Below are 24,402 nucleotides of genomic sequence, written 5' to 3'. Positions count from 1 at the left end.
GTGTGATTGACGATTAGTTTTGTGGGTTAAAGGTAAAGTTTTAGTGGTTGTTTGTGCGTTTACCAAGAACATTGGTACAACAAATAGTGGGTTGCAAAATTGAAGTGTTTAATGAGGTTTGCTAATAAGGCTTGGGGCTCTTCAATTTCCCTGTAATAATAGGAATCATAAGAGAGGTTACCAAAAAAACAACCAGGTCTTGTTGGTAAAATATTATAGGTAAAGAAACTAAATACATATCAAGTCCCATGTTCTAACTCCTTTTTCTAATTTATTAGCTGTAAACATATAGTAATACAACCACTATTATCCTATCATAAATAAACTCCATCACCGCCTACTTCATATGAACAAATATTGAATTTTTCGACATTTTTCTATATAAACTGCTATTTTTTCTTGATAAAATAAAAATCAAATGAAGAAGGGTTTGTCCTTCAGAAAGAGGTTTCGTGTGGCACATAACCCGGTCGATTCAAAACCAGATTGGTTGAAGAGTTACATAGATTCACCAGAAAAGCAGGAAAAGTTATATAGACGAACATTACTGATCGTTGTCATGTCACAGATTTTCGGTGGGGCTGGACTTGCTGCTGGAATTACGGTTGGCGCACTTCTTGCCCAAGATATGTTAGGGACGGATAGCTATGCAGGGATACCAGCAGCATTGTTAACATTGGGTTCTGCTGGTGCAGCGTTGCTTATCGGTCGAGTCTCACAACGTTTCGGCCGCCGAATAGGACTTGCGGGAGGATTCTTGACTGGTGGGATCGGTGCGATTGGAGTGATCGTTTCCGCCATCACAAGTAATATCTTTCTTCTTTTCGCCTCGCTTCTGGTCTATGGTGCAGGCTCAGCTTCAAACTTACAAGCCCGCTATGCTGGAACCGACTTAGCAAAACCCACACAGCGAGCGACATCCATCAGTATTGCCATGGTATCAACCACATTCGGCGCTGTGGCGGGACCGAATTTGGTCGATGTAATGGGCCGATTTGCCACGTCAATCGGTGTCCCTTCTCTTGCCGGTCCGTTCATACTTGGCGCGACTGCCTTTATCCTTGCGGGGTTAGTCCTATTAGCTTTCCTGCGCCCAGATCCTCTGATGGTTGCAGAAGCGATTGCAGTTGATCAGCAAATGCATAGAAGTAATCCCTTAGAGAAGCAATCTAGTAATCTAGCTATCAATAAACGAGGAATCGTGGTTGCTGCGACCATTATGGTTTTAACTCAAATTGTCATGACATCCATCATGACAATGACACCAGTATACATGAAACATCATGGGCATGGTCTAAGAGAAGTTGGAATGGTAATCGGCTTCCATATAGGTGCCATGTACCTTCCCTCACTAGTAACAGGTATTCTCGTAGATAAGATAGGCCGAACTACAATGGCCATCGCTTCCGGTGCCACGCTCCTTGCAGCTGGTATTCTTGCTGGCAGTGCACCTGCTGATTCCATGCTGGTTCTTATCATTGCACTCGTTTTGCTCGGGCTTGGCTGGAACTTTGGGTTAATTAGCGGCACGGCACTGATTGTCGATTCAACATCCCCCTCTAACCGGGCCAAAACACAGGGAACAGTAGATGTTTTAATTGCTTTAGCTGGGGCATCCGGGGGAGCGCTTTCCGGGATGGTGGTTGCACAAACGAGTTATGCTGGACTCTCATTTGCGGGAGGGATCCTTTCCTTACTGCTGATCCCAGTCGTGATCTGGTCTCGTAGTAATCAGAGAATGACTGAATAAAGCTAGAGTTTTTGACAAAAAGTATAGGGAAAAAGGAAACCTGTCTCTGGTTCGCCAGTGGTCATCCTTTTCCCTTTTTGATTTCTTTTAATAAAAAAAGCAAAATTTTTAGGATTTCACAATTAAATTTATTTTCGGAATTTTATAAGTATGTTATAGTCATAGAAAAGAAAAATGGAGTGATAAAAATGAAACTGCAAGTCCAACGCGCTTATAATTTTAATGCAGGCCCTTCTGCGTTACCTATTTCCGTCTTAGAAAAAGCTCAAGAAGAACTGATTGATTTTCGAGGTACAGGCATGTCAGTCATGGAGCTTAGCCATCGAAGCAAAGCATATGAAGAAGTACATAATCAGGCGATTGACAGCTTGAAGGAACTGCTTTCTATTCCTGATACCCATGAAGTACTCTTCTTGCAAGGCGGAGCGAGTCTTCAGTTTTCAATGATTCCGATGAATTTTTTACAATCTGGAAAAAAAGCCGGATATGTAATGACAGGCTCTTGGTCAGAGAAAGCATTCACGGAGGCAAAACTATTTGGGGATGTTTATCATGCGGCTTCCACGAAAGAAGGCAACTACCGCAGCATCCCAACGCTTGATCAAATACAGTACGATCAATCGGATGCTTATTTACACCTAACATCGAACAATACCATTTATGGTACCCAATGGAAGGACTTCCCTGACACTGGCGATGTTCCCTTAATCGCAGACATGTCGAGTGATATTCTGTCTAAGCCGATTGATGTCAGCAAGTTTGCGCTAATTTATGCTGGTGCCCAGAAAAACCTTGGTCCTTCAGGCGTAACGGTTGTGATTATTCGCAAGGATTTGCTTGAACAAGCAAACACAAATATCCCAACAATGTTAAAGTACAGTACACATTCTAAAAATAATTCATTGTACAACACACCGCCAACCTTCGGCATTTATATGCTGGGTGAGGTCTTAAACTGGGCTCGTGAGTTAGGTGGCTTATCTGCGATTGCTGAGCTTAATGATAAAAAAGCGAATCTGATTTACGAAACAATTGATACAAGTAATGGTTTTTACATTGGCCATGCTGAACCGGAAAGTCGTTCTCTCATGAACCTTACTTTTAACTTAGCATCGAAAGACCTAGAAAAGAAATTCCTCGAGCAAGCGAAACAAAAAGGCTTTGTTGGCGTAAACGGTCATCGCTCTATCGGCGGATGTCGTGTATCAGCTTATAATGCTGTTCCAGTTGAGGCATGTAAGGCATTCAAAGAGTTTATGATTCAATTCCAAGCAGAAAATAGCTAATGAAAAATCACCCTCTATATTTTTTAGAGGGTGATTTTTTCAGTTCATCGGACTTTATAAACCGCTCTTACTTACATTGGTCGTGATTTTTCCAGTCAAACAGGCTGTATAAACGAACACTAAATGCGAATAGCCACTTGCTTTTTAAAGCAATCGACCGCTTTCTCTGAATCAACCGGATATCCCAGCTCATTCATCGTTTCTCCGATCAAAACGACCGCATCTTCGAGCATTTGTTCCGTCGTATTCCCCATATGTCCAATCCGGAACGCCTTCCCTGCCAAATGGGCTAGTGATCCAGCTACAATCACTCCTTTTTTTGCAAGTGAAGAACGGAAAGCAGCATCGTCCATTCCATCAGGATAAAGAATACAACTAAGTGTTGCGGCAGCGACTTCTTCCTTTGCTAACGCCTTCATCCCGTATACGGCAAGGGCCGATCTAACCGCTTTTCCGAATGCGGAGTGGCGCTGGTATCTTCGTTCCATCCCCTCCTCCAATACCAATCTCATCCCTTCGTTATAGGCATAGATGAGATTGACTGGAGGTGTGGCGAAGTACTTTCCTGGATCGTTCATAATTGGAATCCAATTATAGATATCACAATAATAAGCAGGAACTCGTTCCATTTTGGCACGTGCAGCTAAAGCTGTTTGGTTAAGGGCAACGATGGCTAGACCAGGCGGTACGCCAATTGCTTTTTGTGAACCTGTTAATATGACATCGATTTTCCCATCAGACCCATGATATTGCCTACTCATATCTTCTTCCATTGCGGCAGTCGCACAAACACCATCGAGAATGACGAGTGCTCCATTTTTTTTAATAATCGGCACAAGTACATCTAAATTAGCAGCTACTCCTGTCGACGTATCTGCGTGGGTAATTGTAACCGCCTTAAAATTGCCATTCACTAATTTCGCTTCGACATCACTTGGGGATACCTGAGTACCCCATTCTGCCTGGAGTACTTCTACTTCAATGTCATATGCTTTTCCTAATTTAATGAAACGATCACCGAAATAACCTTGACTGATCACTAAAAGTTTTTCCCCAGCGGCAACTGTATTGACAAGCGCCATTTCCATAGCTACGGTTCCAGAGCCGGAAATAACAAACACTTCACCATCTGTTTTTAGCATTTCTTTTGTTTTCTCGATCGCATTTTTGTAGATAGCGACAAATCTCGAGTCTGTGTGTCCCCTAGTTTCCTGTGCAATAGCATCATAAATTGAATCAACTACCGGCGTTGGCCCGGGTATTAGCAGCATCTCTTGATTACGCATTTTCCCATCCCCCTAATTAGCAACCTGTTTCTCCATAAATATATTTCTATACTCATCGATTTAAACCTTTATCTCAATTTTGACTAATTGGTGAATTTTCTCAAAAGGGACAAAGCCATTAATCGAGGGCACTAACCTGTTCTGATTCATTTTAGAATTCTCCATCGCGTTATTTTTATTGATTATAGAAAGGGGAGCAAACGAATTCAATAAAGCTGTAACAAAACCTCCCACGAATTCGTGTAACGAAAAAGACCAGAGAGAGATTAATTGTCTCTTCTGGTCCTTTTCGTATGGTTTAGTGGCCGTCGACTACTTCTTTTAATATTTCATACGAACGTTTTTGTTTTTCAGTGTCAAAAATATACGATACGGCCATGAGTTCATCGACATGATAATAGTCCTGGAACTTAGTCAACTGTTGGCGGACTGTTTCCTTGCTCCCTATCAACGTCACACTTTGCTTCGATGCCGCCATTTCTTTTTCCATTGGGCTCCAAAGCTCATCCAAGTTTTCAACGGGTGGTTGTAGCGGATTTTGTGTACCACGAACAACATTTAGGAAAAACTGTTGCATCGTTGTCGATAAAAATTGTGCCTCCTCATCCGTTTCGGCCGCAATAACATTTAAACAAACCATCATATATGGTTTATCCAAATATTCAGAAGGCTGGAAACGACTCCGATAGATTGAGATTGCTTCTTCCATATATCTTGGTGCAAAGTGGGACGCAAATACATAAGGAAGACCCAAGCTTGCCGCCAAATACGCTGAATCAGTGGAAGAACCGAGTATATATATCGGAATATTCGTGTCAACGCCAGGATAGGCTTTCACATAGCTTTGCTGATCTGCTGGGCCAAAATACGTAAGTAAGGCTTGGACATCATTTGGGAAAGTATAAACTGGATCATTTTTCGATCGTCTTAGGGCACTTGCCGTCATCATATCTGTTCCAGGTGCACGGCCCAGACCGAGGTCCACACGATTTGGGTAAATCGTGGCCATAGTACCGAATTGTTCAGCCACTACTAGCGGTGAGTGATTGGGCAGCATGATCCCACCTGATCCAACATGAATGGTACTCGTATGTTCTAATACATGTTTTATTAATATGGATGTAGCTGAACTGACAAGGGTAGCTGTATTATGATGTTCTGCGATCCAATAGCGTTGATAGCCCATTTTCTCGACTGCTTGGGCAAGGTCGACCATTGACTCGATCGCTTGGCTTGGGTTTTGTCCCTTCCGAATCGGAGCTAAATTCAAAACAGATACAGGTATATTAATTGTTGCCATATTTATAATTCCTTTCCTTAGAGAGATTACTACTATAGTAACAATAGGAAGGCATAAATCAAAAATAAATGCTTAGCAGGGAAAGGGTGTCAGGCACCATGTGAATTTTTCACATGGTGCCTGACACCCTTTTCTTTCCGAAACATTATTATTGTAATAATAATAAGTGACTTTTATGTACTTAAGTACAAGAACAAGCAGCTTTATTTTAATAACTCTCTCAGCTCATCAGTCATTTTTTCCACTAATTCAGGTCTGCCATGAAACTGGGCTGGAGTATTTTGAAACAATTGAATACGCCAGTTCCCGTCTCCTTTTACAACAACAAGCGTATGATGTGTGTTCACGTTAGGGTTAATGTCTGATTGTTTTGGTGGCACCATTCCTGCAATTGCCCGCAAAATAGCGATCTCTGAAGTTAGAAAACGTACATCCTTCACTTTACTTACAAACCGTGCCGTTGGATGGTGTTCAAAAATTGGCTGTAGGTGTGAAAATATTTCTTGTATGCCAATAGATTGACTTCCATCAAATCCGATACTCTCGCCATCATCCGTAAATAACTTTGCCATCCCCTCTGCACTGCGTTCATTCCACGCCTCCAAAAGCTTTTTATAAACTGCTTGTACTTCTTTAGAATCAGAATTCATCATAATTTAATAACTCCTCTCATGGCTTTGATATTATCGTAAAACAATCCATTCCTTCTTTTCAACTTTGAGGTCAGGTTCTCACAAATAAAAAAGGACCTTCTCCCACTCCATTAAAAGATGTAGGTGAAGGTCCATTATTTAATTTAGAGCAAACTGAGCAAATTTTTCCGAAAATGACGTTTCTTGTTGTATTTGCATTTCTTGTTGTACTTTGATTTCAGTTTTTCTACTCACTTCAAATGTTTTTAATCTCTGTGCCGTGATGTTTTTATCCATAAGGGCTTCGGTTAAGATCGGCGCTAGCACATGAGCGTCCTTCATCCCACAATTAATGCCGATTGCACCTGTAGGAGTCATTGTGTGCGCTGCATCTCCGATGATGATTAATCCGTCCTTTACCCACGTTTCAGAACGGGAGCTTTGTACCTTTAAGGGAACAAAGTTCTTCCAGGTACTTAGATGCTGTAAGACCAACTCTTTCAATTCCGGAAAGCTTTCGATCAATGGTTCAAGAAATGGCTGTAATGATTGTTTTCTTAATGAAGGAAAGGATCCTTCTTCAATATTCCAGCCAATTTGGATGAATCCTCCCGTCTGTGTGAACAAGGCAAGCTGATGTCCATTGACATGCACCATTCTTGTTGTTGGCTCCCATCCTGCAGGAGCGGGAATTTTGGCCCACAATACGTCATATCCATGCGTCATCTCGACCGTTGGTATCTTTGCAAGCTTTCTGACAGTTGAAAAGCGGCCATCCGCACCAACGACAACGGAACTTGAAATCATTATTTCATGACCGTCCTTTATTGCTTTCACACCAGTATAGACTCCCTGCTCATCCTGCATTAATTCGGTTACTGTTGTGTTAAAAAGAAGACGGTAGTTTTTATATTGGTCTGATTCTTGGTTGATTGCACTCAGTAAATTAGCTTGAGGAACATGAATTCCTACGTGATCCTCATCCGTTAAAGGGATAATTGTTTGGACGATATGTTTGCCAGCAAAGAATTCAACTTTTTTCATTTTAAGTATGCCTAGCTCTTCTATCTTTTCAAACAATTGATGTGCTTTTAAAATGGCTTCTGTTTCAGAATTTATATGTTCACCTCTAAATTTCCGATTAACTCCAGTAGAACGTTCTATTAAAATAGTTGATACACCGTTTTTAGCCAATAAAAACCCTAGTAATGTCCCTGCTGGTCCGCCACCCACAATACAAACATCTGCCTGCAGCTTCAATTTATTCACCTTCTGGTAATATTTATTTATGAAAAAATTATCTTCAAAAGTTTTCTTATAAGAAAAAAAGTTAATTATAGAATAACAAATTTGTCGTATTTGGTCAATCTAAAAAAAGGTCAGGCCCGCACAACTATGGATGTTGTGGGGACTGACCTTTTATTCAGTAACCGCTAATTTTTCCAATTCAATAATTTTTTTAAGATATTCATATTCATAGTTTTCGAGAATATCAATTTCATTGTTGGTGGCAAGTAGAACTTGATTTCGACACTTGGATATTCTTTGAATCATCGGGTGTATGGTTAGGCTCGATAAATGAACAAAATCATATAAGTCTGTTAAACAAACCGGCAGTTTATATCCCTTATTGCTGCTGGCAATTAACAGCCCACTATCACGAAGTTTGGAAACGATGTTCGATCTAAAGTAATGATGATTAATTTTGTTCACTCTGATTGCATTTAAATTATCTAAAATTTCTTGGGTATAGACATATTCATTAGGATTTTCTCGCAGATTAAATAACAGGAACTTGAGTAAATCTATCCTAATTTTTTCATCCGCATCCTCACTCTTTTTATTCTTTTCAAGGTATTGAAGGGCCAAATTAACCGATTGTTTAAAAATAACCTCATCAAATTGAGAGTCCTGATTCCTTGATATGTAATCATGTAAATAGTTTTTATAGTTTTGCGGCCATAAATTAATGGCGATGATTTTCTTTTTGATGATTTTATGAAAAAGCGGATAATGTTCCGAGTACTGGGTTTGATCATAACCTTTTGCAATCGTCCCAGCGATTAAATTAGCCAGTTGAAGAATTATTTCTGATTTACTGTGATTAAACCCAAAGGTGGAATAATTAAATAAATCTGGAACACTTTTTTCTGCTATATACGTTTTAAATTCAGTCATGAATTCTTTCGTTCCTTGTTCCACTAACACAAGATCCAGTTGGTCAAACGTTCGATTTAAGTCATCATAGATTAACCGATTCATAAATTTGATAAACGTCTTTTCAAACGTGATGCCGCTATCTTCTCTAATTTTTCTTTTATCGACGACATAAGCATAAATATTGAACGGTAAATCCTTTAGTTCATTTAATAGTTGAATTCTTAGATGAGGGTTATCAATTTTATCAGTATGCATTTCGTCGGTTTGAAAGTATTTTTGTCTCACCTTTTCAACTTCCTGTTCTAACAACTCTTTATTTGACTCTTTTGCTAGAATAGAAACGATAATAAAGTGGGTCGAAACATCTTTATTTTCAAAATCAAAACTATAATCACCAGATTCATCAATAAACGCGAATTGGATATCGTTCATTCTCCCACCTCACCCAAAAATTCTTTCTTTAGGTACTTATTTCAACAAAATATGATCTAAAACCTTCAAAAGTTAATTTTCCCCTTATTAAATTCATTGATTAGCACGATAAACCGCAAGTACAGCGATTTTTTCCAAAAACAAACGAATAAGCAGATGGAAATTCTTGATTTACCCGCTGGACCTCATGGGCAAATTCCTGTTCATTTTTAGGAACATTTGATAAGGAATCGGCTTTTTTCTGATTATCAATATGAGCGCCTGGTGCAACAAAGCTGCCAGGCCTTAGCGTTACTCCACCAGTAACAACTGCCCCCGAGGCGATGAAACTTCCTTCTCCGACCTGGGCATGATAAACAATTGCCTTAAAACCGATAAATACCTTTTTATCAATCTGACAGGGACCATGGATCAATGCTCCGTGGGCACAGGATACCTCATCGCCGATATAGACTGAATATTTCCTATTATTAACCTCTACATGTTTGTTTTTTAAGCCATGAAGGATTACTCCCTCCTGCAAATTACAGTTGCTTCCGATAAAGAAAGGCGTCCCTTCATCTGCGCGGATACTGACGAAGGGACCGACATACGTATTATTCCGAATCGTAACGTCGCCGACAATATAGGTAAAAGGGCTTAAAAATGCCGTTTTATTTATTTTTGGAAAAATTGGTGTGGGATTTACGGAAGTTACCGGATTCGAACCTACAAAGTAACTATAAATATTAAAAGGACCATTTACATTATTGAGATAATGCCACAAAATAAATTCCCCTTTCAAATAACGGGATTTTTAATTATTCATACTACATATACGTAGGTTTTTCTAAATTAGTACCCAACCAGATCAGGATCAATTTTTCAAATGGAACGGATGGGTACTTCTTTTAGTGAACAAAAAGACAGTGATTCCTAAATCACTGCCCTTTTATGATTATTCTTTTGTTAGGTTTACAGGATGATCATCCTGTTTATTCATTTCTTTTTCTAACTGCTCCACCCGTGCATCAATTGTACTTTGGAAGTAGGAATGGTTTACCTTGTGTTCTAATCGTTCCAGATAGTTTTCAATATCCTTAAACTTTGATGTAAATTGGTCCGAATATGAATTTGACTCTGATACCTGATTTATTTTAATATTAGCCCGTGTTACATTTTCCCGGCCCATTAATTCCATCCGTCGAAGATGCATATCCTTTAACTTTTGCTTCATTTCTTCATGCTTTCTTTCTAATTCAGTTAACTGCTCAGTCACTTGTGCAAGAGAAGCATTCAGGCGCTCTGCACGCTCTATATATTGTTGATGCTCCGCTGAAGCAAATTGATAAAGCTCTGTTTCTCCTGCTTTTGAAGCAATCTCTGCCTGGTACTTTCTTTTTTCTGCTCGCTCAGTTGATTGATGATATTCTCTTGTAAATTCTTCCTTTAAGCTAGATTGACGTTCGATAAGCTTGCCAACCTTCTCCGTCTCCTGCTCACATTGGCGAAGGTATTGATTGAGCAAATCAATCGGATTTTGTTTTTCTTTATGTTGACGCGTTTCATTCAAATCAGCAATAATGAGATCTTTAATTTTAGTTAATAAGTTTGCCATTGTTCACTTTTCCCCTTTTAAATTAATTTTTTTTTAATTCATTCCATTGTTTATCAAAATTTTCAAATGGATCGGATTCCTTGTTCACAGGCGGCTTTTTGTTTTTATTCCACTGTTTATAAACAAGGAACAGTACATAAGCTGCTCCGACTCCGATGAGTGCTGGAATATGGTGGATGGTTGCTGAAAGTACAATTAAGCCGATGATGACTAACCCAATTTTCCAACCTGTTGATTCCGCCTTCAAAAATTGTTTATAGATGAAGTAAAGAATCGCTAGACTTACGAGTAACCCTATAATCGGACCAATTGTTTTAAGTAAGATGACCGCTGCTAGTCCGCCGGCTAAAAGTAAACCAAATTTTTTCATGTTATTTTCCTCCTTCGTTCTTTATCTTGATTTCATCTTACCTTTTTTCAATCCTTTTCATAATTGCGCTTGAGCTTGATTTTTCCCTCAGACTTAAGACGTAGATGCAATCGGACTGCTTAGTATTGAATATATTTAAGGAACAACGTAATTCACAAAAAAAATCAAAAAGGTCAAACTTTCCATTCTCTATCTATCTGTTATAATTAAATTATCCCAATCCAACCATTTTATGGTGTAATACTAAAAAGCATTTGCCGTCAGGTAGATTCTTTTTTATATAATCCATTTTCAGGAGGTTATCTATGTATAAAATCAAAAATAAAGAAAAGCTATTCATTTACACAGGACCAGATGGTTCAGGGAGAAAAACGGTTGCCAAAATGGTTGCGACCGCGTTTGATATGGAAACGGTGCTCTCTTACACGACTCGATCTCCTCGTCATTACGAAAAAAATGGGGAAGACTACCATTTTATTAACGATGAAACGTTCAAAAAAATGCAAGAGAACCAGGAATTTCTTGAAAGCGTTGACATCGATGGAATACACTATGGCATTCGCGAAGAGGATATTGTTAAGGCATTTGAATCCCATACCCTTGTCTACCTAACATTAAATCCTGAGGGAACAGAAAAATTAAAGAAAATGTATGGTGATCGTGTCATGCGCTTTTTCATTTATGCCGACCGCGATACGGTTATTAAGAGACAAAAGGAACGCAAAGATAATGATCAAGACATTGCCCGCCATATGGCCCATTATGATGAAACCATGAACTATAAAAACAGTTGTGAACATGCCTTTGAAAATTATGATTCGCCTCAAGTTTCCTACCAAATAAGTGAAGTCATTGAAGGTTTCCTTGAAAGAGGTTTCATAGTTACTGATTAAGCAGAAATAATAAAGTGTCAGGCATATTGGGTGCCTGACACTTTATTTCAATTCACTGGTTTGTTAACTTTTCAAGTTCTTTAAAAACCGCTTCATAATCTTCTTTTTTATCAGCTTTAAATGAGGTGTTTATGTAGGTTATCACGCCAGTTTTACCCACCACAAAGACTGAACGAATCGCCGTTCCGCCTTTTTCGTTAAGTACATAGTAACTTTTTACCGTTTGTTTAAACCAATCTGACAATAAAGGATATGGCAGGGTTCCCATACTCGCTGCAAAAACTCTATGGGAGTGGATATGATCCACACTAATAGCTAGTACTTCAGCATCTAATTGCATTGCTCGAATCGTTTGTAATCCTCTTTCCAAGAGGATATTTCCTTAATTCAGCCGGGTGTAAAATCCATTCCATAAAAGGCAACAACTATGTTTTGCTTCCCTCGATAATCAGATAAGGCAATCTTTTCTGTTGTCGTCGCCGATAATGAAAAGTCTGGGGCCATCTCGCCAATATTCAAAGACGCTTCCAAGATCTATTCCTCCTTTCTAGTCTAACTAAGAAATTCCGTTCAGTACCCTCATAAATTATTTACCTTTATTGCTGGCTGGGTCCTGAATTGGAACATGCTTTGGTCGATTTGGATAGGAAGCCTTCCCTTCATCTGGACCTGTAAGGTCATTTCTCTGGTCTAGAACTTTCCCAGTATATTCAATTGGATTATTCTTTGGCATTATCTCACCTCCAGTAAAAGGGGATGCACTATGATCGTCCGTTAGCTCTTCTTGTTTTGAAATTTTAGTTTCTGCTCTGCCTCACTCATGTTTGGATTACTTCTGGGCTGACTTTTGCTTAACGCCTTCTTTAATTCAATATTGGCATCATTATCCGTATTATACTTCTGGTCCATACTTCCCCTCCTTTTTGTTACTTATTATGAACCTTATTTGTAGGTTCATTCGTTCGTTATTTTTTACATAACGGAAAAAGCTTAATAAAAAAGAACGCTAATAAACAAAGAAATTTGTTCCTAAGCGTTCTCTGCTGTTTTATTAATAAATATAATCGGTGCCATCCATCCGCTAATAAGCGCACCCGGTAATAGTGCTATTCCTGCCTCAACGGCCGTAAATTCCCGCATCCGCTGCAAAAATAGAGGAATGATGGTCTCTGCCCCAATGAGTCCCATAAAGCTAATCATTCCAATTATTATCACCTCCGTTTGTTAATTAATAATTTAATTTTTCTGAATTTATCATTTAACTACTTTTATCACAAAAAAAAATCGAGTAGAGACTTAGTCCCTCACTCGAATTTTGTACTTATCATTTTTTCTTTTCACTTAAGTTTTTTCTGGCTTATTTTACATTTAGGGGTTTATATCAAACTATTATGTAAACCTGGTGGGTCAACTTTTCGACTTCTTAATTTTGTAATTTTTATGGTTTACAATGGTAGTAAGTGGTTCATCCTTATCTTTCGAATAACCATATTGGACCATAACAGAATTTTCCCTAATACCAGAAACGACACCTTCATGATTTTTCCCTTCACGACTAAAGGAAATAACATCGCCAATATTTGCCGTAGCCATTCCATCACCTCGACTTTATATTAACCAATAATTCCCGAAAAAATACTTTCCATCTGTAAGGAAAATGATCAGAAAAAAAGCCTTTGAAGGGTCAAAGGCTTCGCTTTATCAGAACAATTAAAGGACGATCGTACTTTCTAAAATAAGTTTATTTATGGTTTTCCTAAATCCCCAAATAATGTCCGAGAGCATTTCTAATTCAATATCTATTTCTCTAATGTCCCAATAATGTTCGTTTTTTCGGTGGTAGGTAAACTTTCCATCAGGATACTTCATAATCGTAAGCGTTCCATTCGGACTGACTGTATTTAAGGTAAGAAAATATTTCGTCCCATCCCAATTAGCATACTTATCAAAATGATTTAGAAATCCAGTAATTTCGCTACTTCTCAAAATCATCACCAGTCACCCCTTAACTTTTAATCGATAAAAACGATTCGTGAAAAAGGAACGTGAGGATTTAAAAAAAAATAAATCCTCCATTAAGTTATTGTTTTCATTATAGAAGATAAAAAAGTTAATTCAACGATCATGGCAAATATCCAAACATCCTTTCGTGTAACATGGTGTCAGGCACCAACATAAATTTGGAAACACATTTTCGGATTAAAATCTGCTATAGTAGTTTTATGATGGAATGGAAAGGAAATATGACAAATATGAAATGTATTTCAATCGATTTAGATGGTACCTTATTAAACTCTCAGCATGAAATAAGCGTGGAGAATGTGAAGGCCTTAAACGAATTGAAGGACTCAGGCCACTGCCTTATTTTGAACACAGGTCGTGCTTACGCTGATGTCATTAAATTAAAAGCCGTTCAAAATATGGAGATTCCGATTTTTTGTATCAATGGTTCCGTTTTATATTCAGAAACGAGAGAAATGCTGTACGAGGCTACATTAACAGTTTCAACCTATAAAAGTATTTTTACGATATTAAAAGAACTCGGCGTTGGTATTTTGGTTTACACCAATTATGGCGGTTTTCCCTCGACATTGCCTCCATTGCATGGGAAAAGTAAACAAGAGCTCGATACCCTTTTTCAAGAATTCAATTATGATGAAATTCTTGAAAAAGACAATCTAAAAATCTATAAACTTATTGCCTTGGTACACCCGGAGCAAATAGAAATGATAGCGGAGGTTAAAGCGGCATTAGCAGGGAAATTTGATATTTCGATCGCTTCCTCATTTCCAAATAATGTAGAAATCACTTCAAACGAAGCACATAAAGGAAAAGCTCTATTACGTTACCAAAAAATGTTGAATCTTTCTTTTGATGAAATAATCGCTTTTGGGGATGGCGGCAATGACCTTGCCCAGTTTGAAGTAGCCACCACTTCAGTTGCCATGGGAAATGCCCCTGTCCATGTTCAGCAAAAAGCCGATATCATCACAAAGACTAATGACGAAGATGGATTTGCCTATGCTGTTCGAGAGCTTTTACAATTATTGAACACAGAAGAGCAACGATCTATATTAAACAACTGAAATTTTTCTGCTTAAACAACTGCGTCACCTCAAAATGAGGGATGCAGTTGTTTGTCGTTTAATTTTTATATAGTCTGTAAGGCACGTCCAGTCATTTAAAACCAAGGACTGCATACCCTTCTTACTAAGGGGGGATTTTCATTAACAGAGAATTTTCGAATAAAACTTCTTCCAAATCTTCCGTTGTTTTTGGAATCATTTTTGGTGTTATAGGGATTGGATTCATGTTTCTCAATATTTGGATCGGTTCGATTTTCTTTGTGATTGGAGTTGTCATTTTTTTGTGGATGCGATACTTTGGCAACGACACCACCGTTTCCTGTCGTGAAAAAGGGTTCACTGTCACAATCATTAATAAGCGAAAAGGAATCTTTGTAAACGACTACGCCTGGGAGCAAGTTACCGAAACCCACTATTACGAAAGAGAATCTGCAGGTGAAAATAACACAACAACACGTTATTTTCAGGTAAAAACCGAAAATGGTGTCGCCTTTAATTTATATGAAATGAAGAATTTTTATGAATTAATAGAAATATTCAATCAAAATACTGTCCACTTGCCTTACTTTTGGGAAAAGCCAACAGGAACCTTAAAAACACGTTATCAAAAACAAACCCGAGTTACTTCTTAACTTATTGAACCTTCACCTTAAATATTCATCCTATATGAACTTATAAAGGAATTATAGTTTGTAATTTTCTATCAATTTAAAAAGATTAGGGATTGGAAGGAATGTATGCTATACTTTGTTTACCATTTACTTTACGTTTTCATAAGACCGCCCTACTCAACTGCAGAGTAGGGTTTTTTATTTGACCAAATTTTACCAACAAAAAAAGACTCCCATAAAGAGAGTCTTTTTATATTTTGGGTCTTATTATGCTTTACGAACGTTAGTAGCTTGGGGTCCACGTTGACCTTGTTCTACTTCAAATGTTACAGCTTGACCTTCGTCTAAAGATTTGAAACCTTCGCTTTGGATAGCTGAGAAGTGTACGAATACATCGTCTCCTGCTTCGCGTTCGATGAATCCGAATCCTTTTTCTGCATTAAACCATTTCACTTTACCTTGTTCCATTTGTTGTTTCCTCCTCGTGTGCTGTGCACACATTGTGTTACTATCCTTGCTCAGATCTTCAAGACAGAAAGTTTAGCACTTATTATCCTACCGACTAACAAAAATAATTCTTCCTTACTATAACAGAGATTAGTAAGGAATGCAAATAGGTATTTAGGATTAATTTTATTTTTTGATGTTTTTACAATGCTATAAGGCACTTTCAGTCTTATTCTTTACGCGGTGTGCGGAGAAATTCTGCACACTGACAAAAATCCCTGTTATTAAGATGGTAACCAAAACAGGCAGCAGCCAGCCGAGCCCCTTGTTATAAAAAGGCAATACTCGATCATAATACGAAACAATCTGCGCTAGCCACCTAAAATAATCGATGCCAACCAGATCGCAGAATGTTTTAAGCCCATCGATAATACTGATCATAAAGGTAACTGAAATGGCAGATACATAAACAATCTGTGAATGGTTAAACAGCTTGGACAAAAAAGTCAGCAGCATTAAGGCAATCGACAATGGATATAAAAACATTAATACAGGTATGGAAAAATTAATGATATTCGCTAAACCAAAGTTTGCGATAACAAACGAAATGAGCGAAAAGAAAAGCACCCACATTTTGTAACTGATTTTCGGTACCAGTGTATGGAAGTATTCGCCGCAAGCTGTCATCAAGCCGATGCTCGTTGTTAGACAAGCGAGTAAGATAATAACCGACAACATAACCGTACCAAATGTTCCAAAATAATAGGAAGATGCCTTCCCCAGAACAGGACCTCCAGTATCAAAAAGTCCGAACACGCTTGTGCTTGACGCCCCTAAATAAGCAACGCCAACGTAGATGATTCCAAGAAAAATGGTCGCAATCAGTCCAGACTTAGCTGATGCTATAAGGATACCTCGTGTAGACGTTACACCCATCGAACGAATTGAATTGATAACGATGATCCCAAATACAAGCGATGCAAGTGCATCCATTGTGTTATAACCTTCCATAAATCCTTTCATGAACGCCCCGTTTGCATATGTTGCTTGTGGTGCCTCAATTGAACCGAGTGGCTTGACAATAACCATTACTAATAAGATAAAAATTAAAATGATAATAGCAGGAGATAAGATTTTCCCCACACGGTCCACAAGCTTTGCTGGGTTTAATGAAAACCACAAGGTCACAATATAAAACAAACCAGTGAATACAAATAATCCAATTTGACCAAAACTTTCACTTAAAAACGGTGAGATCCCAATATCATAGGCTACTGCGCCCGTCCTAGGTGCGGCAAAAAATGGCCCAATCGTCAAATAAAGAATCGATGTGAAAATAACCCCATATAGCGGGTGGACCCTGCTTGCCAGCTCCTCTAAGTTCTTGCTCCCCGAGAACCCGATTGCCAGGATTCCAAGAAACGGAAGCCCAATTCCGGTAATTAAAAAGCCTGTCACCGCCATCCACACATTTGACCCTGCATTTTGACCAAGTGCTGCTGGAAAAATTAAATTCCCTGCCCCGAAAAACAAGGCAAACAACATTACTCCTATAACGAAATACCTTGAAAATGGTAATTTATTTTGCATATTAGCTACTCCCGCCTAGATGTTCTCTTCCTAAATAATTAATTCTAAAAAAATTTATATAATGATATATTCCGAGAATAATATTACTATCCTCTTGAGAAAAATTCAACCTATTTTTGAGATTAGTTTGATAATTTCGAAAGAAGATATGTTTATTTTTCAACCTATTTAATAAGCTTTTGGTAAATAGTTGTGAAAATGATATATTTTTCATTTTTCTCATCAATACTTTTCTAGAAAAATAATTACCATAATTGTTGCACACCATTTTCATCTATACAAAAAATTGCCGTATATATAGGAAACTCCCTATATAAACGGCAATCTTCAACTTGTTTGTTTTTTCTATTTTTTCTTTAATTCCTCTAATAATGGAAATAGTTCTTCCAAATGGGTAATCTCATAAGTAGGGATAACTTCATTTCTGGCTTTGTCATGACGGTTAATCCAAACCGTTTTGATTCCTGCCCGATTCGCTCCTAGAATGTCTGTCATTAAATTATCCCCCACCATAAGGACCTCATCCTTTTGAACCGACATAAGCGAGAGTGCGTGTTCAAAAATGGTCGGATCAGGCTTCCCTCTGCCGAAATCCCCTGAAATAACAATTTGATCAAAATATGGAACCAGTTCAGGTGTTATGGTTAGTTTTGTTTTTTGTAGATCGGGTGAACCATTTGTTAACAGCAACAACTGGTAATTCTTTTTTAACGTATCAAGAATTTTAAATGATTCCTCATAGACAAACGGCAGGTTTCTGCGCTCTTGCGGGAACCGTTCCGCTAACTCGAATCCAAAATCGGTGTCATCCACGCCCAATGATTTCAAACCAGCTGTCCAAGCGTCCTTTCGATAGGTAGGAACCATTTCCTTCATCTTTTTAAAATCATCCTGATCATCTAAAAAATTACCCCATAACCCTTCAAACGGATTAATCCCAATCATTTGCGTAAAAGGGTAAAATTCATAGGAAGTATAAATGTTCCTTGCTGCCTCTCGAACGGCCTCTTCGAGTTGGTCCGCATCGACCCCATACCGTTCCTCAGCTACTCTACACGTAGCAGCAAAAGCCTCCTTCACACTTTTTTGATCCCAAAGCAGTGTATCATCTAAATCAAAAAAAATCGCTTTAATCATCGTAACCTTCCCCTTGTATAAAAGATATTTTTACTAGTTTACCATTTTAATAATTGAAAATATATAATTGTTAATTTTTTATTCATTTATTAGGGAAGGGAACCGATAATCGAGTGTTACAAGCATCAAGATATTTTCTTAGGAAGATACGGTTAACACATTGTTTTTGGATCCAATATCATGAATCGACGGGTCGACTGTTACATTATTTCCCACAACCATTAAATGCCCATCGGGATCCTTCGAAACAATGATGACACCATTCTTGACTACCGTTTGGCTGCCAATGACCGCATTTTCAATCCATGCGTTCTCTTCAATAATGGTATTTGGCAAGATGACTGTGTTTTTAATTCGCGCCCCCTTTCCGATCTTCACACCGCTATACACAACGGACTTTTCGATCGTACCGTAAATTTCACAGCCTTCACTCAGTAAACATTGGTGAACCTTAGCCGACTCATCCACAAATAACGGGGGCGCATTACTTTCGACGGTATGGATTCTCCATTCAGGATTCTGGAGGAAGAGGTTACTTTCCCTATGCAAAAGATCTAAATTGGCATCCCAGTAACTACGAACGGTGCCTACATCCTTCCAATAGTTATTGAAATAATAGGCAAATAACTCCATTCCTGCACTTAGCATCGAAGGAATAATATCCTTGCCAAAATCGCGATGAGTAAATTCTTTTTGCTCCTCTTGTAGCAAGTATTCTTTTAAAACAGACCATTTGAAAATATATATACCCATCGATGCTAAATTCGTGGTCGGATTTTCCGGTTTTTCTTCGAAATCGATAATTTTATAGCTTTCATCATCAATTTTTACGAGACCAAAGCGGCTCGCGTCTTCCCACGGAACTTCTACGACAGCCATGGTACAGTCCGCTTTTGTTTCAATATGCTGCTCAAGCATCAAAGAATAATCCATTTTATAGATTTGGTCAGCAGATAGAATGAGCACATGCTCAGGTTTATGCTGCTCAATAAATTCAATATTTTGAAAGACAGCATGTGATGTCCCTTCATACCATTCTACCCCAGAGTTACTGTGCTGAAATGGCGGGAGAATCGTTAGGCCCCCATATCGATTATACAAGTTCCAATAATTGCAATGGCCAAGATGTGAATGCAAAACATAAGGTCTGTATTGCGTTAAATTCCAACGTTCTCAATTCCGGAATTCTTGCAGTTACTTAAGGCAAAATCAATGATTCGGTATTTCCCACCAAATGGTACTGCTGGTTTAACTAGTGATTTTGTTAGCAGGTTTAATCTTGTTCCCCTTCCTCCAGCCAATAGCAAAGCAACCCATTTTTGTTTCATTGTTTCCCTCCTCGTAAAATTTTTTTGAATGAGTCTGTCATTGGAACTTCTTATACTCTTATTATCTCCGTTTTCTTCCATTTTTCCGGTTAACCTGTTACAACTTTGTGAAATTGCCCTGCTTTTTTATCGACACTAAGAGTGACGCAACTCTGTATTTGTCTCGAATTGTCGTAAATTCAAACAATGAAAATATGACCAATCTATAAAAAAACTGCCATTTCTCGACGATTGATCTCATCGGTGAATGACAGTTTTTATATATTATTCTAGAATTCGTTTTTCCCCTTCAATTGCTTTGATTGGGTCAATATTTTGCGTGAATTCAAGGGTGCCAATGTACTTCCCGTCCTCATCCCGAACAGCAAAATAACGGATATAGACATACTTATCCTTGAACTTAATCCAAAATTCCTCAGACTCTTTTTTGCCGGACTTAAAATCTGCCAACAGTTCCTCTACGACATGGACACTTCTAGGCGGGTGGCAGTTTTGAACGGTACGACCAATAATTGCTTTCGTCCGCGCAAAAATTCTTTCTTCTCCGTGTGAAAAATACCGAACCACATCATCTTGGTCAATGAAGGTGATGTCAACGGGTAAATGGTTTAATAAGAGCTCTAGCTGTTTTAAGGAAAGAATACCGGTTTCCATCTTAATATAGCCTTCAGAGATTGCCTGTTCATCTAGTGCTTTTCTTTCAGGCTTCCATTCTGCTGCAGGAGCGATCAGACAAAAGCCAATTTCATCACTTTCATGGGCAATTTTGACCCATTCATCTTCTGTTAAATTCTTCAAAGCCATGGGGAAGAGAATGTTTTCTTCTTTATAAATCATTCCTGCTACTTGTTCAATCACATAATTTAAAACTCCGATAACAGCCTGCTTGTCGCCGTGATAATGGGCAAGCTTTTGCCTGCCATCCTTAATCGAATCCCGGATAAAATCATCGATTCTCCACATATTTGTCGTTGGGCCGAAAATCCCGTACTTTTCTAAATAAGGAAAAATCAAATTCTCTTTACGGCTATAATGCTTATCAATATCAAGCAAGAGATTAATATCTTCGATTAGCTTATAGATATTTTCAGCTGAATCTCCTTTGTCAAACTCCTCTAAATGTACTTGAAGCTTGGTTGTTAACAGCTTATCAACCTCTTGATTTTCGAGTTTAAAGGTATGAACTGGATGACCTGCCTGGTCTTCAGGTCTTCCGTTTTGATGGTCTTCTTCTTTAATCGTTCCTTGAAAAATGGCTGAATGCTGGTTGTAGATATGCTTAAGTTCAGAAGCAGATATACTTCCCTCTTCGACAAAAACATGTTGTAACTGGGTTATTTCATCGATGGTTATTTTCCCGATAAACGCATCCAAATGTGCTTTGACCTCATCAAGATTTCGTCCATTATGAAGATCAATAAAAAGTTGTTTTAGTATCGCTACACGTTCTGTATATTCACTAGTTAATTGTTCACGGTTATTAATGATTTCACTCATATCAGGATTCTCCTTTACTGTTGCAAATTACTTTTGATATTTATTCTCATTAATAACTTAACACTTCCAAAACTGTTTGTTTGTGATTTACATCATTATTAACAAGGTAATTGAGAAAACTTTAAGGAAAATCTTTTTGACAGTTTATTAATTTCATGTTATATTTATCTCGAATTAAAGATAATTAGTTTAAAGATAATATTTCAAATTAGTTTAGAAGATACTTAATAAATAAGTCTATTTGAATATAAATAATCAAAATAGAGGATAAATTGGAGGATTCATTATGAATGGATTAAAAGGTATGCACCACGTAACAGCCATTACGAGCAGCGCAGAAAAAAACTATGAGTTTTTTACGTATGTATTAGGGATGCGCTTAGTTAAGAAAACCGTTAACCAAGATGATATTCAAACCTATCACTTATTTTTTGCCGATGATATTGGCAGTGCTGGAACCGATATGACCTTTTTCGACTTTCCTGGCATTCCTAAAGGGGTCCATGGTACCAATGAAATTTCAAAGACTTCCTTCCGTGTCCCAACTGATGCGGCGATCGAATATTGGGTGAAACGCTTTGACCGTTTAGAGGTAAAACATACAGGAATTAAAGAGCAATTTGGTAAAAAAACACTGTCGTTTGTTGATTTTGATGACCAGCAATACCAATTGATTTCAGATGAAAATAATGAAGGTGTTGCAGCCGGTACTCCTTGGCAAAAAGGGCCGATTCCTTTAGACTATGCGATTACTGGATTAGGCCCGATCTTTGTTCGTGTCGCTAATTTTGATTACTTTAAAGAAATGATGGAAAAAGTTCTTCTATTTAAAGAGATTGCGCAAGAAGGAGCGTTTCATTTATTTGAAGTAGGTGAAGGCGGAAATGGCGCTCAGGTAGTAGTCGAATATAATGCGGTTCTTCCTCAGGCACGCCAAGGATTTGGGACGGTACATCATGCGGCATTCCGTGTCGACGATCGTTCCGTTCTAGAAGAATGGATTGGGCATATGGAGAGCTTTGGATTCCAAACATCCGGATTCGTCGATCGCTACTTTTTCGGATCACTTTATACAAGAGTTGCACCACAGATTCTATTTGAATTTGCCACAGACGGCCCAGGATTTATGGGAGATGAGTCTTATGAAACATTAGGTGAAAAATTATCATTGCCGCCATTCCTAGAACCAAAACGGGAACAAATCGAGAAATTGGTTCGTCCGATTGATACCATAAGAAGTACAAAAGAATTCATTAAAGAATAATTCTTTTAAAAATAAACACACAAAGAGCGTGGCCGTGTGCCTCGCTCTTTGTTATTAACTAGAAAGGGTCAGTCCCCACTACTTTTAATCACCCTTTTTAATAAGTTTGTTCCCATCCCAAAACCATTTATTCTCTTTTTGAAATACCCCCCCAATCCACCAATCACGTTCCACAAATTCACAATGAACTTTTTGTCCAGTTAAAACATCTAATCCATGGGAAGTTAACCTTAGCTTTGCATTGGGTTCCGGATTTGGATAGTTGGGTAATGGATAATCACATTCCAACAATGGATATGGTCCATGCATCAGCCCGTTTAGCATGGCAGCAAAATAAAGATCACTTATCCCATCATTAATTCTTTGCATACTTATCGATTGAAATAATTCCCCAAACGAGCATGTATCTTTATAAAGATAGTTTAAAACTAAGGTTTCTACTTTATTTAGGCCTGTATGCACGGAGGGAAAGTAGCTTAAGTGTGATTGAAATGCCTGTTTTAAAAAAGGTAATTTTTCTTTTGATGAAGCCATCCATTTTTCAATATCTATCGGATTCTTAGATGTATATGCTCTCCAGCCAGTAATAGCTTCTATTATTTTTTCATCTGTTACTAGTTGTTTCTTTTGATAATAAAGTCCTTCCAATTGCTGAGATGATAATTGACCAAGCCCATAAAAGGGTTCTACCCCCTCATACTCATCAATAGTCACCAACCATAGGTTCATACACTCTTTTTTTGATAGTTCGTTTAGCAAATATATTAACATCGTTTGATCATAACGATCGTGCTCAAACCAGAGTACAATCTCTTTCTCTCTAGGGATTTCATCAAGGAATCGATTTTGATCCTTACAATTCCGAATAAATAACTCAGCAGGAATAGCCAATTTTTCTTCAAAAAAACGAGCCCTGCGATGGATCCAATTTTCCGCCGAAATATCTTCGGATAATGGACCAAAATCATACATTTCCCGCCAAACCAGAACATCTCCAGGAAGATTTCCTAGCTTACTACCCACTACATCCCCGTTTACAATGTGAATCATACCGATACCTCATTTCTTGTCATCCCTCGCATTAATCATAAATTTCAATAAGATTAACCAACAGACTTTGTACAATTTATGAATTTGACTTCATACCAAAGTAGAATCTAATACAAGCGTTTATCTATTTTAACATGAAAAAGTATATATCCTTCTAATATAAGCATAGACTAATATATTGCTATTTTAGGTAAGCATATTAGTTTAGTCATTTGCATATCGTTTTAAGACGGGAAAGGAGACGATTGAATATGTATAGTACCGAAGTAAACAAAAAAATTGAAAGTATTGCCCATCCTAAGGTCCAAAATATAATAAGAACATGTGTGGAACAAGGATGCGTGTTCAAACCTCATCCAAGTAACCCTAACTTAGTAAATTTATTTGATCCTGTACTCAGGAAAAATATTATTGGGGACATTAACCTTTTAAGTGAAAGAGGATATTTCACACTGGAAGTAGAAAATGGACGTTTTAAGACTTTTAGAAATGAAGTTATGGGATTGGATATAAATAAGGCTGATTTTGAAGATAAGGTATTAAGAAGATTGAAACGGTAGCCTTCGATATTTCAGGTGTGGAAAGGGCAATGATTTTTGAGGTCATTGCCCTTTTTTGTATATTTAAAACCAATAAAAAAGGACAACCTTAAATGGTTATCCTTCGTTTGCCTGGCAACGTCCTAC

General features: G+C 38.0%; 27 protein-coding genes and 1 pseudogene. 7 read left to right on the top strand and 21 right to left on the bottom strand.

Annotated elements, in window-relative coordinates; translation table 11 throughout:
* The first annotated feature begins 454 nt into the window (after positions 1 to 454).
* Both COE25_RS15190 and serC read left to right on the top strand, forming a co-directional pair.
* Entirely contained in the window at positions 455 to 1,750 is a 1,296-nt protein-coding gene (locus COE25_RS15190) for an MFS transporter (RefSeq protein ID WP_257208846.1), read from the top strand.
* Between the two features lie 188 nt (positions 1,751 to 1,938).
* Positions 1,939 to 3,036: a 3-phosphoserine/phosphohydroxythreonine transaminase gene (serC, locus tag COE25_RS15185; RefSeq protein ID WP_098933200.1), complete on the top strand. Its 1,098-nt coding sequence runs from the start codon at positions 1,939 to 1,941 to the stop codon at positions 3,034 to 3,036.
* 119 nt (positions 3,037 to 3,155) lie between these two features.
* Here the strand turns inward: serC and COE25_RS15180 are convergent, their stop codons facing one another.
* The 8 genes from COE25_RS15180 to COE25_RS15145 form a co-directional block, all read right to left on the bottom strand.
* The gene (locus COE25_RS15180; protein ID WP_098933199.1) at positions 3,156 to 4,322 is read right to left on the bottom strand and encodes a pyridoxal-phosphate-dependent aminotransferase family protein; all 1,167 of its coding nucleotides are present in this window, start codon (positions 4,320 to 4,322) and stop codon (positions 3,156 to 3,158) included.
* Between the two features lie 298 nt (positions 4,323 to 4,620).
* Positions 4,621 to 5,622: an LLM class flavin-dependent oxidoreductase gene (locus COE25_RS15175; protein ID WP_098933198.1), complete on the bottom strand. Its 1,002-nt coding sequence runs from the start codon at positions 5,620 to 5,622 to the stop codon at positions 4,621 to 4,623.
* A 203-nt stretch (positions 5,623 to 5,825) separates the two neighbouring features.
* On the bottom strand, positions 5,826 to 6,275 hold the full coding sequence (locus COE25_RS15170) for an SgcJ/EcaC family oxidoreductase (protein WP_098933197.1): 450 nt from the start codon (positions 6,273 to 6,275) through the stop codon (positions 5,826 to 5,828).
* A 138-nt stretch (positions 6,276 to 6,413) separates the two neighbouring features.
* Complete coding sequence (locus COE25_RS15165) at positions 6,414 to 7,514, bottom strand: FAD-dependent monooxygenase (RefSeq protein WP_098933196.1); 1,101 nt, start codon at positions 7,512 to 7,514, stop codon at positions 6,414 to 6,416.
* Between the two features lie 159 nt (positions 7,515 to 7,673).
* Positions 7,674 to 8,846 carry a DUF3800 domain-containing protein gene (locus COE25_RS15160; RefSeq protein WP_098933195.1) on the bottom strand — a complete coding sequence of 391 codons (1,173 nt, stop codon included), beginning with the start codon at positions 8,844 to 8,846 and terminating at the stop codon, positions 7,674 to 7,676.
* Positions 8,847 to 8,946: 100 nt separating this feature from the next.
* Entirely contained in the window at positions 8,947 to 9,612 is a 666-nt protein-coding gene (locus COE25_RS15155; RefSeq protein WP_098933194.1) for an LbetaH domain-containing protein, read from the bottom strand.
* Between the two features lie 171 nt (positions 9,613 to 9,783).
* Positions 9,784 to 10,443: a PspA/IM30 family protein gene (locus tag COE25_RS15150; RefSeq protein ID WP_098933193.1), complete on the bottom strand. Its 660-nt coding sequence runs from the start codon at positions 10,441 to 10,443 to the stop codon at positions 9,784 to 9,786.
* A 22-nt stretch (positions 10,444 to 10,465) separates the two neighbouring features.
* Positions 10,466 to 10,813: a lmo0954 family membrane protein gene (locus COE25_RS15145; protein WP_088088468.1), complete on the bottom strand. Its 348-nt coding sequence runs from the start codon at positions 10,811 to 10,813 to the stop codon at positions 10,466 to 10,468.
* A gap of 305 nt (positions 10,814 to 11,118) precedes the next feature.
* On the opposite strand from COE25_RS15145, the gene COE25_RS15140 reads away from it, so the two are divergent.
* The gene (locus COE25_RS15140) at positions 11,119 to 11,706 is read left to right on the top strand and encodes a guanylate kinase (RefSeq protein WP_088088469.1); all 588 of its coding nucleotides are present in this window, start codon (positions 11,119 to 11,121) and stop codon (positions 11,704 to 11,706) included.
* 52 nt (positions 11,707 to 11,758) lie between these two features.
* On the opposite strand, the gene COE25_RS15135 is transcribed toward COE25_RS15140, so the two are convergent.
* The 7 genes from COE25_RS15135 to COE25_RS15115 form a co-directional block, all read right to left on the bottom strand.
* Positions 11,759 to 12,076 carry a redoxin domain-containing protein gene (locus COE25_RS15135; RefSeq protein WP_098933192.1) on the bottom strand — a complete coding sequence of 106 codons (318 nt, stop codon included), beginning with the start codon at positions 12,074 to 12,076 and terminating at the stop codon, positions 11,759 to 11,761.
* Positions 12,077 to 12,093: 17 nt separating this feature from the next.
* Positions 12,094 to 12,237 carry a redoxin domain-containing protein gene (locus tag COE25_RS15130; RefSeq protein WP_088088471.1) on the bottom strand — a complete coding sequence of 48 codons (144 nt, stop codon included), beginning with the start codon at positions 12,235 to 12,237 and terminating at the stop codon, positions 12,094 to 12,096.
* 55 nt (positions 12,238 to 12,292) lie between these two features.
* Complete coding sequence (locus COE25_RS30775; RefSeq protein WP_179195893.1) at positions 12,293 to 12,439, bottom strand: hypothetical protein; 147 nt, start codon at positions 12,437 to 12,439, stop codon at positions 12,293 to 12,295.
* A gap of 41 nt (positions 12,440 to 12,480) precedes the next feature.
* Complete coding sequence (locus COE25_RS31580) at positions 12,481 to 12,615, bottom strand: hypothetical protein (RefSeq protein WP_257208845.1); 135 nt, start codon at positions 12,613 to 12,615, stop codon at positions 12,481 to 12,483.
* A 120-nt stretch (positions 12,616 to 12,735) separates the two neighbouring features.
* Positions 12,736 to 12,906 carry a hypothetical protein gene (locus COE25_RS15125; protein ID WP_373605356.1) on the bottom strand — a complete coding sequence of 57 codons (171 nt, stop codon included), beginning with the start codon at positions 12,904 to 12,906 and terminating at the stop codon, positions 12,736 to 12,738.
* A gap of 207 nt (positions 12,907 to 13,113) precedes the next feature.
* On the bottom strand, positions 13,114 to 13,299 hold the full coding sequence (locus COE25_RS15120) for a DUF2187 family protein (protein WP_088088472.1): 186 nt from the start codon (positions 13,297 to 13,299) through the stop codon (positions 13,114 to 13,116).
* A gap of 117 nt (positions 13,300 to 13,416) precedes the next feature.
* Positions 13,417 to 13,698 carry a hypothetical protein gene (locus COE25_RS15115; RefSeq protein ID WP_088088473.1) on the bottom strand — a complete coding sequence of 94 codons (282 nt, stop codon included), beginning with the start codon at positions 13,696 to 13,698 and terminating at the stop codon, positions 13,417 to 13,419.
* Between the two features lie 251 nt (positions 13,699 to 13,949).
* On the opposite strand from COE25_RS15115, the gene COE25_RS15110 reads away from it, so the two are divergent.
* Entirely contained in the window at positions 13,950 to 14,792 is an 843-nt protein-coding gene (locus COE25_RS15110; protein ID WP_257208844.1) for an HAD family hydrolase, read from the top strand.
* Between the two features lie 224 nt (positions 14,793 to 15,016).
* A complete protein-coding gene (locus COE25_RS15105; RefSeq protein WP_098933191.1) occupies positions 15,017 to 15,424 on the top strand; it encodes a hypothetical protein in 408 nt (135 codons plus the stop codon).
* Between the two features lie 246 nt (positions 15,425 to 15,670).
* Here the strand turns inward: COE25_RS15105 and COE25_RS15100 are convergent, their stop codons facing one another.
* From COE25_RS15100 to COE25_RS15080, 5 genes and pseudogenes are all read right to left on the bottom strand, one after another.
* Positions 15,671 to 15,871 carry a cold-shock protein gene (locus COE25_RS15100; RefSeq protein ID WP_007083691.1) on the bottom strand — a complete coding sequence of 67 codons (201 nt, stop codon included), beginning with the start codon at positions 15,869 to 15,871 and terminating at the stop codon, positions 15,671 to 15,673.
* Positions 15,872 to 16,060: 189 nt separating this feature from the next.
* A complete protein-coding gene (gene brnQ / locus COE25_RS15095; RefSeq protein WP_098933190.1) occupies positions 16,061 to 17,440 on the bottom strand; it encodes a branched-chain amino acid transport system II carrier protein in 1,380 nt (459 codons plus the stop codon).
* A 345-nt stretch (positions 17,441 to 17,785) separates the two neighbouring features.
* A complete protein-coding gene (locus COE25_RS15090) occupies positions 17,786 to 18,577 on the bottom strand; it encodes an HAD family hydrolase (RefSeq protein ID WP_098933189.1) in 792 nt (263 codons plus the stop codon).
* 138 nt (positions 18,578 to 18,715) lie between these two features.
* Positions 18,716 to 19,905: pseudogene (locus COE25_RS15085) on the bottom strand (glucose-1-phosphate adenylyltransferase).
* Positions 19,906 to 20,169: 264 nt separating this feature from the next.
* The gene (locus tag COE25_RS15080; protein WP_098933188.1) at positions 20,170 to 21,402 is read right to left on the bottom strand and encodes a DUF438 domain-containing protein; all 1,233 of its coding nucleotides are present in this window, start codon (positions 21,400 to 21,402) and stop codon (positions 20,170 to 20,172) included.
* Positions 21,403 to 21,688: 286 nt separating this feature from the next.
* On the opposite strand from COE25_RS15080, the gene COE25_RS15075 reads away from it, so the two are divergent.
* Positions 21,689 to 22,666 (top strand): ring-cleaving dioxygenase, encoded by a 978-nt coding sequence (locus COE25_RS15075; protein ID WP_098933187.1) that lies wholly within the window; start codon positions 21,689 to 21,691, stop codon positions 22,664 to 22,666.
* Positions 22,667 to 22,750: 84 nt separating this feature from the next.
* On the opposite strand, the gene COE25_RS15070 is transcribed toward COE25_RS15075, so the two are convergent.
* Positions 22,751 to 23,716: a DUF1835 domain-containing protein gene (locus COE25_RS15070; RefSeq protein WP_098933186.1), complete on the bottom strand. Its 966-nt coding sequence runs from the start codon at positions 23,714 to 23,716 to the stop codon at positions 22,751 to 22,753.
* Between the two features lie 251 nt (positions 23,717 to 23,967).
* Here COE25_RS15070 and COE25_RS15065 point away from each other — a divergent pair, with 251 nt between their 5' ends.
* Positions 23,968 to 24,276 carry a hypothetical protein gene (locus COE25_RS15065; RefSeq protein ID WP_098933185.1) on the top strand — a complete coding sequence of 103 codons (309 nt, stop codon included), beginning with the start codon at positions 23,968 to 23,970 and terminating at the stop codon, positions 24,274 to 24,276.
* Positions 24,277 to 24,402 lie beyond the last annotated feature (126 nt).

Origin of the sequence: Bacillus sp. AFS031507, from assembly GCF_002584635.1 — a bacterium.
Lineage (GTDB): Bacteria > Bacillota > Bacilli > Bacillales > Cytobacillaceae > Neobacillus.
The sequence above is the reverse complement of the archived record's forward strand: the minus strand, read 5'-3'. Positions and strand labels throughout refer to the sequence as shown.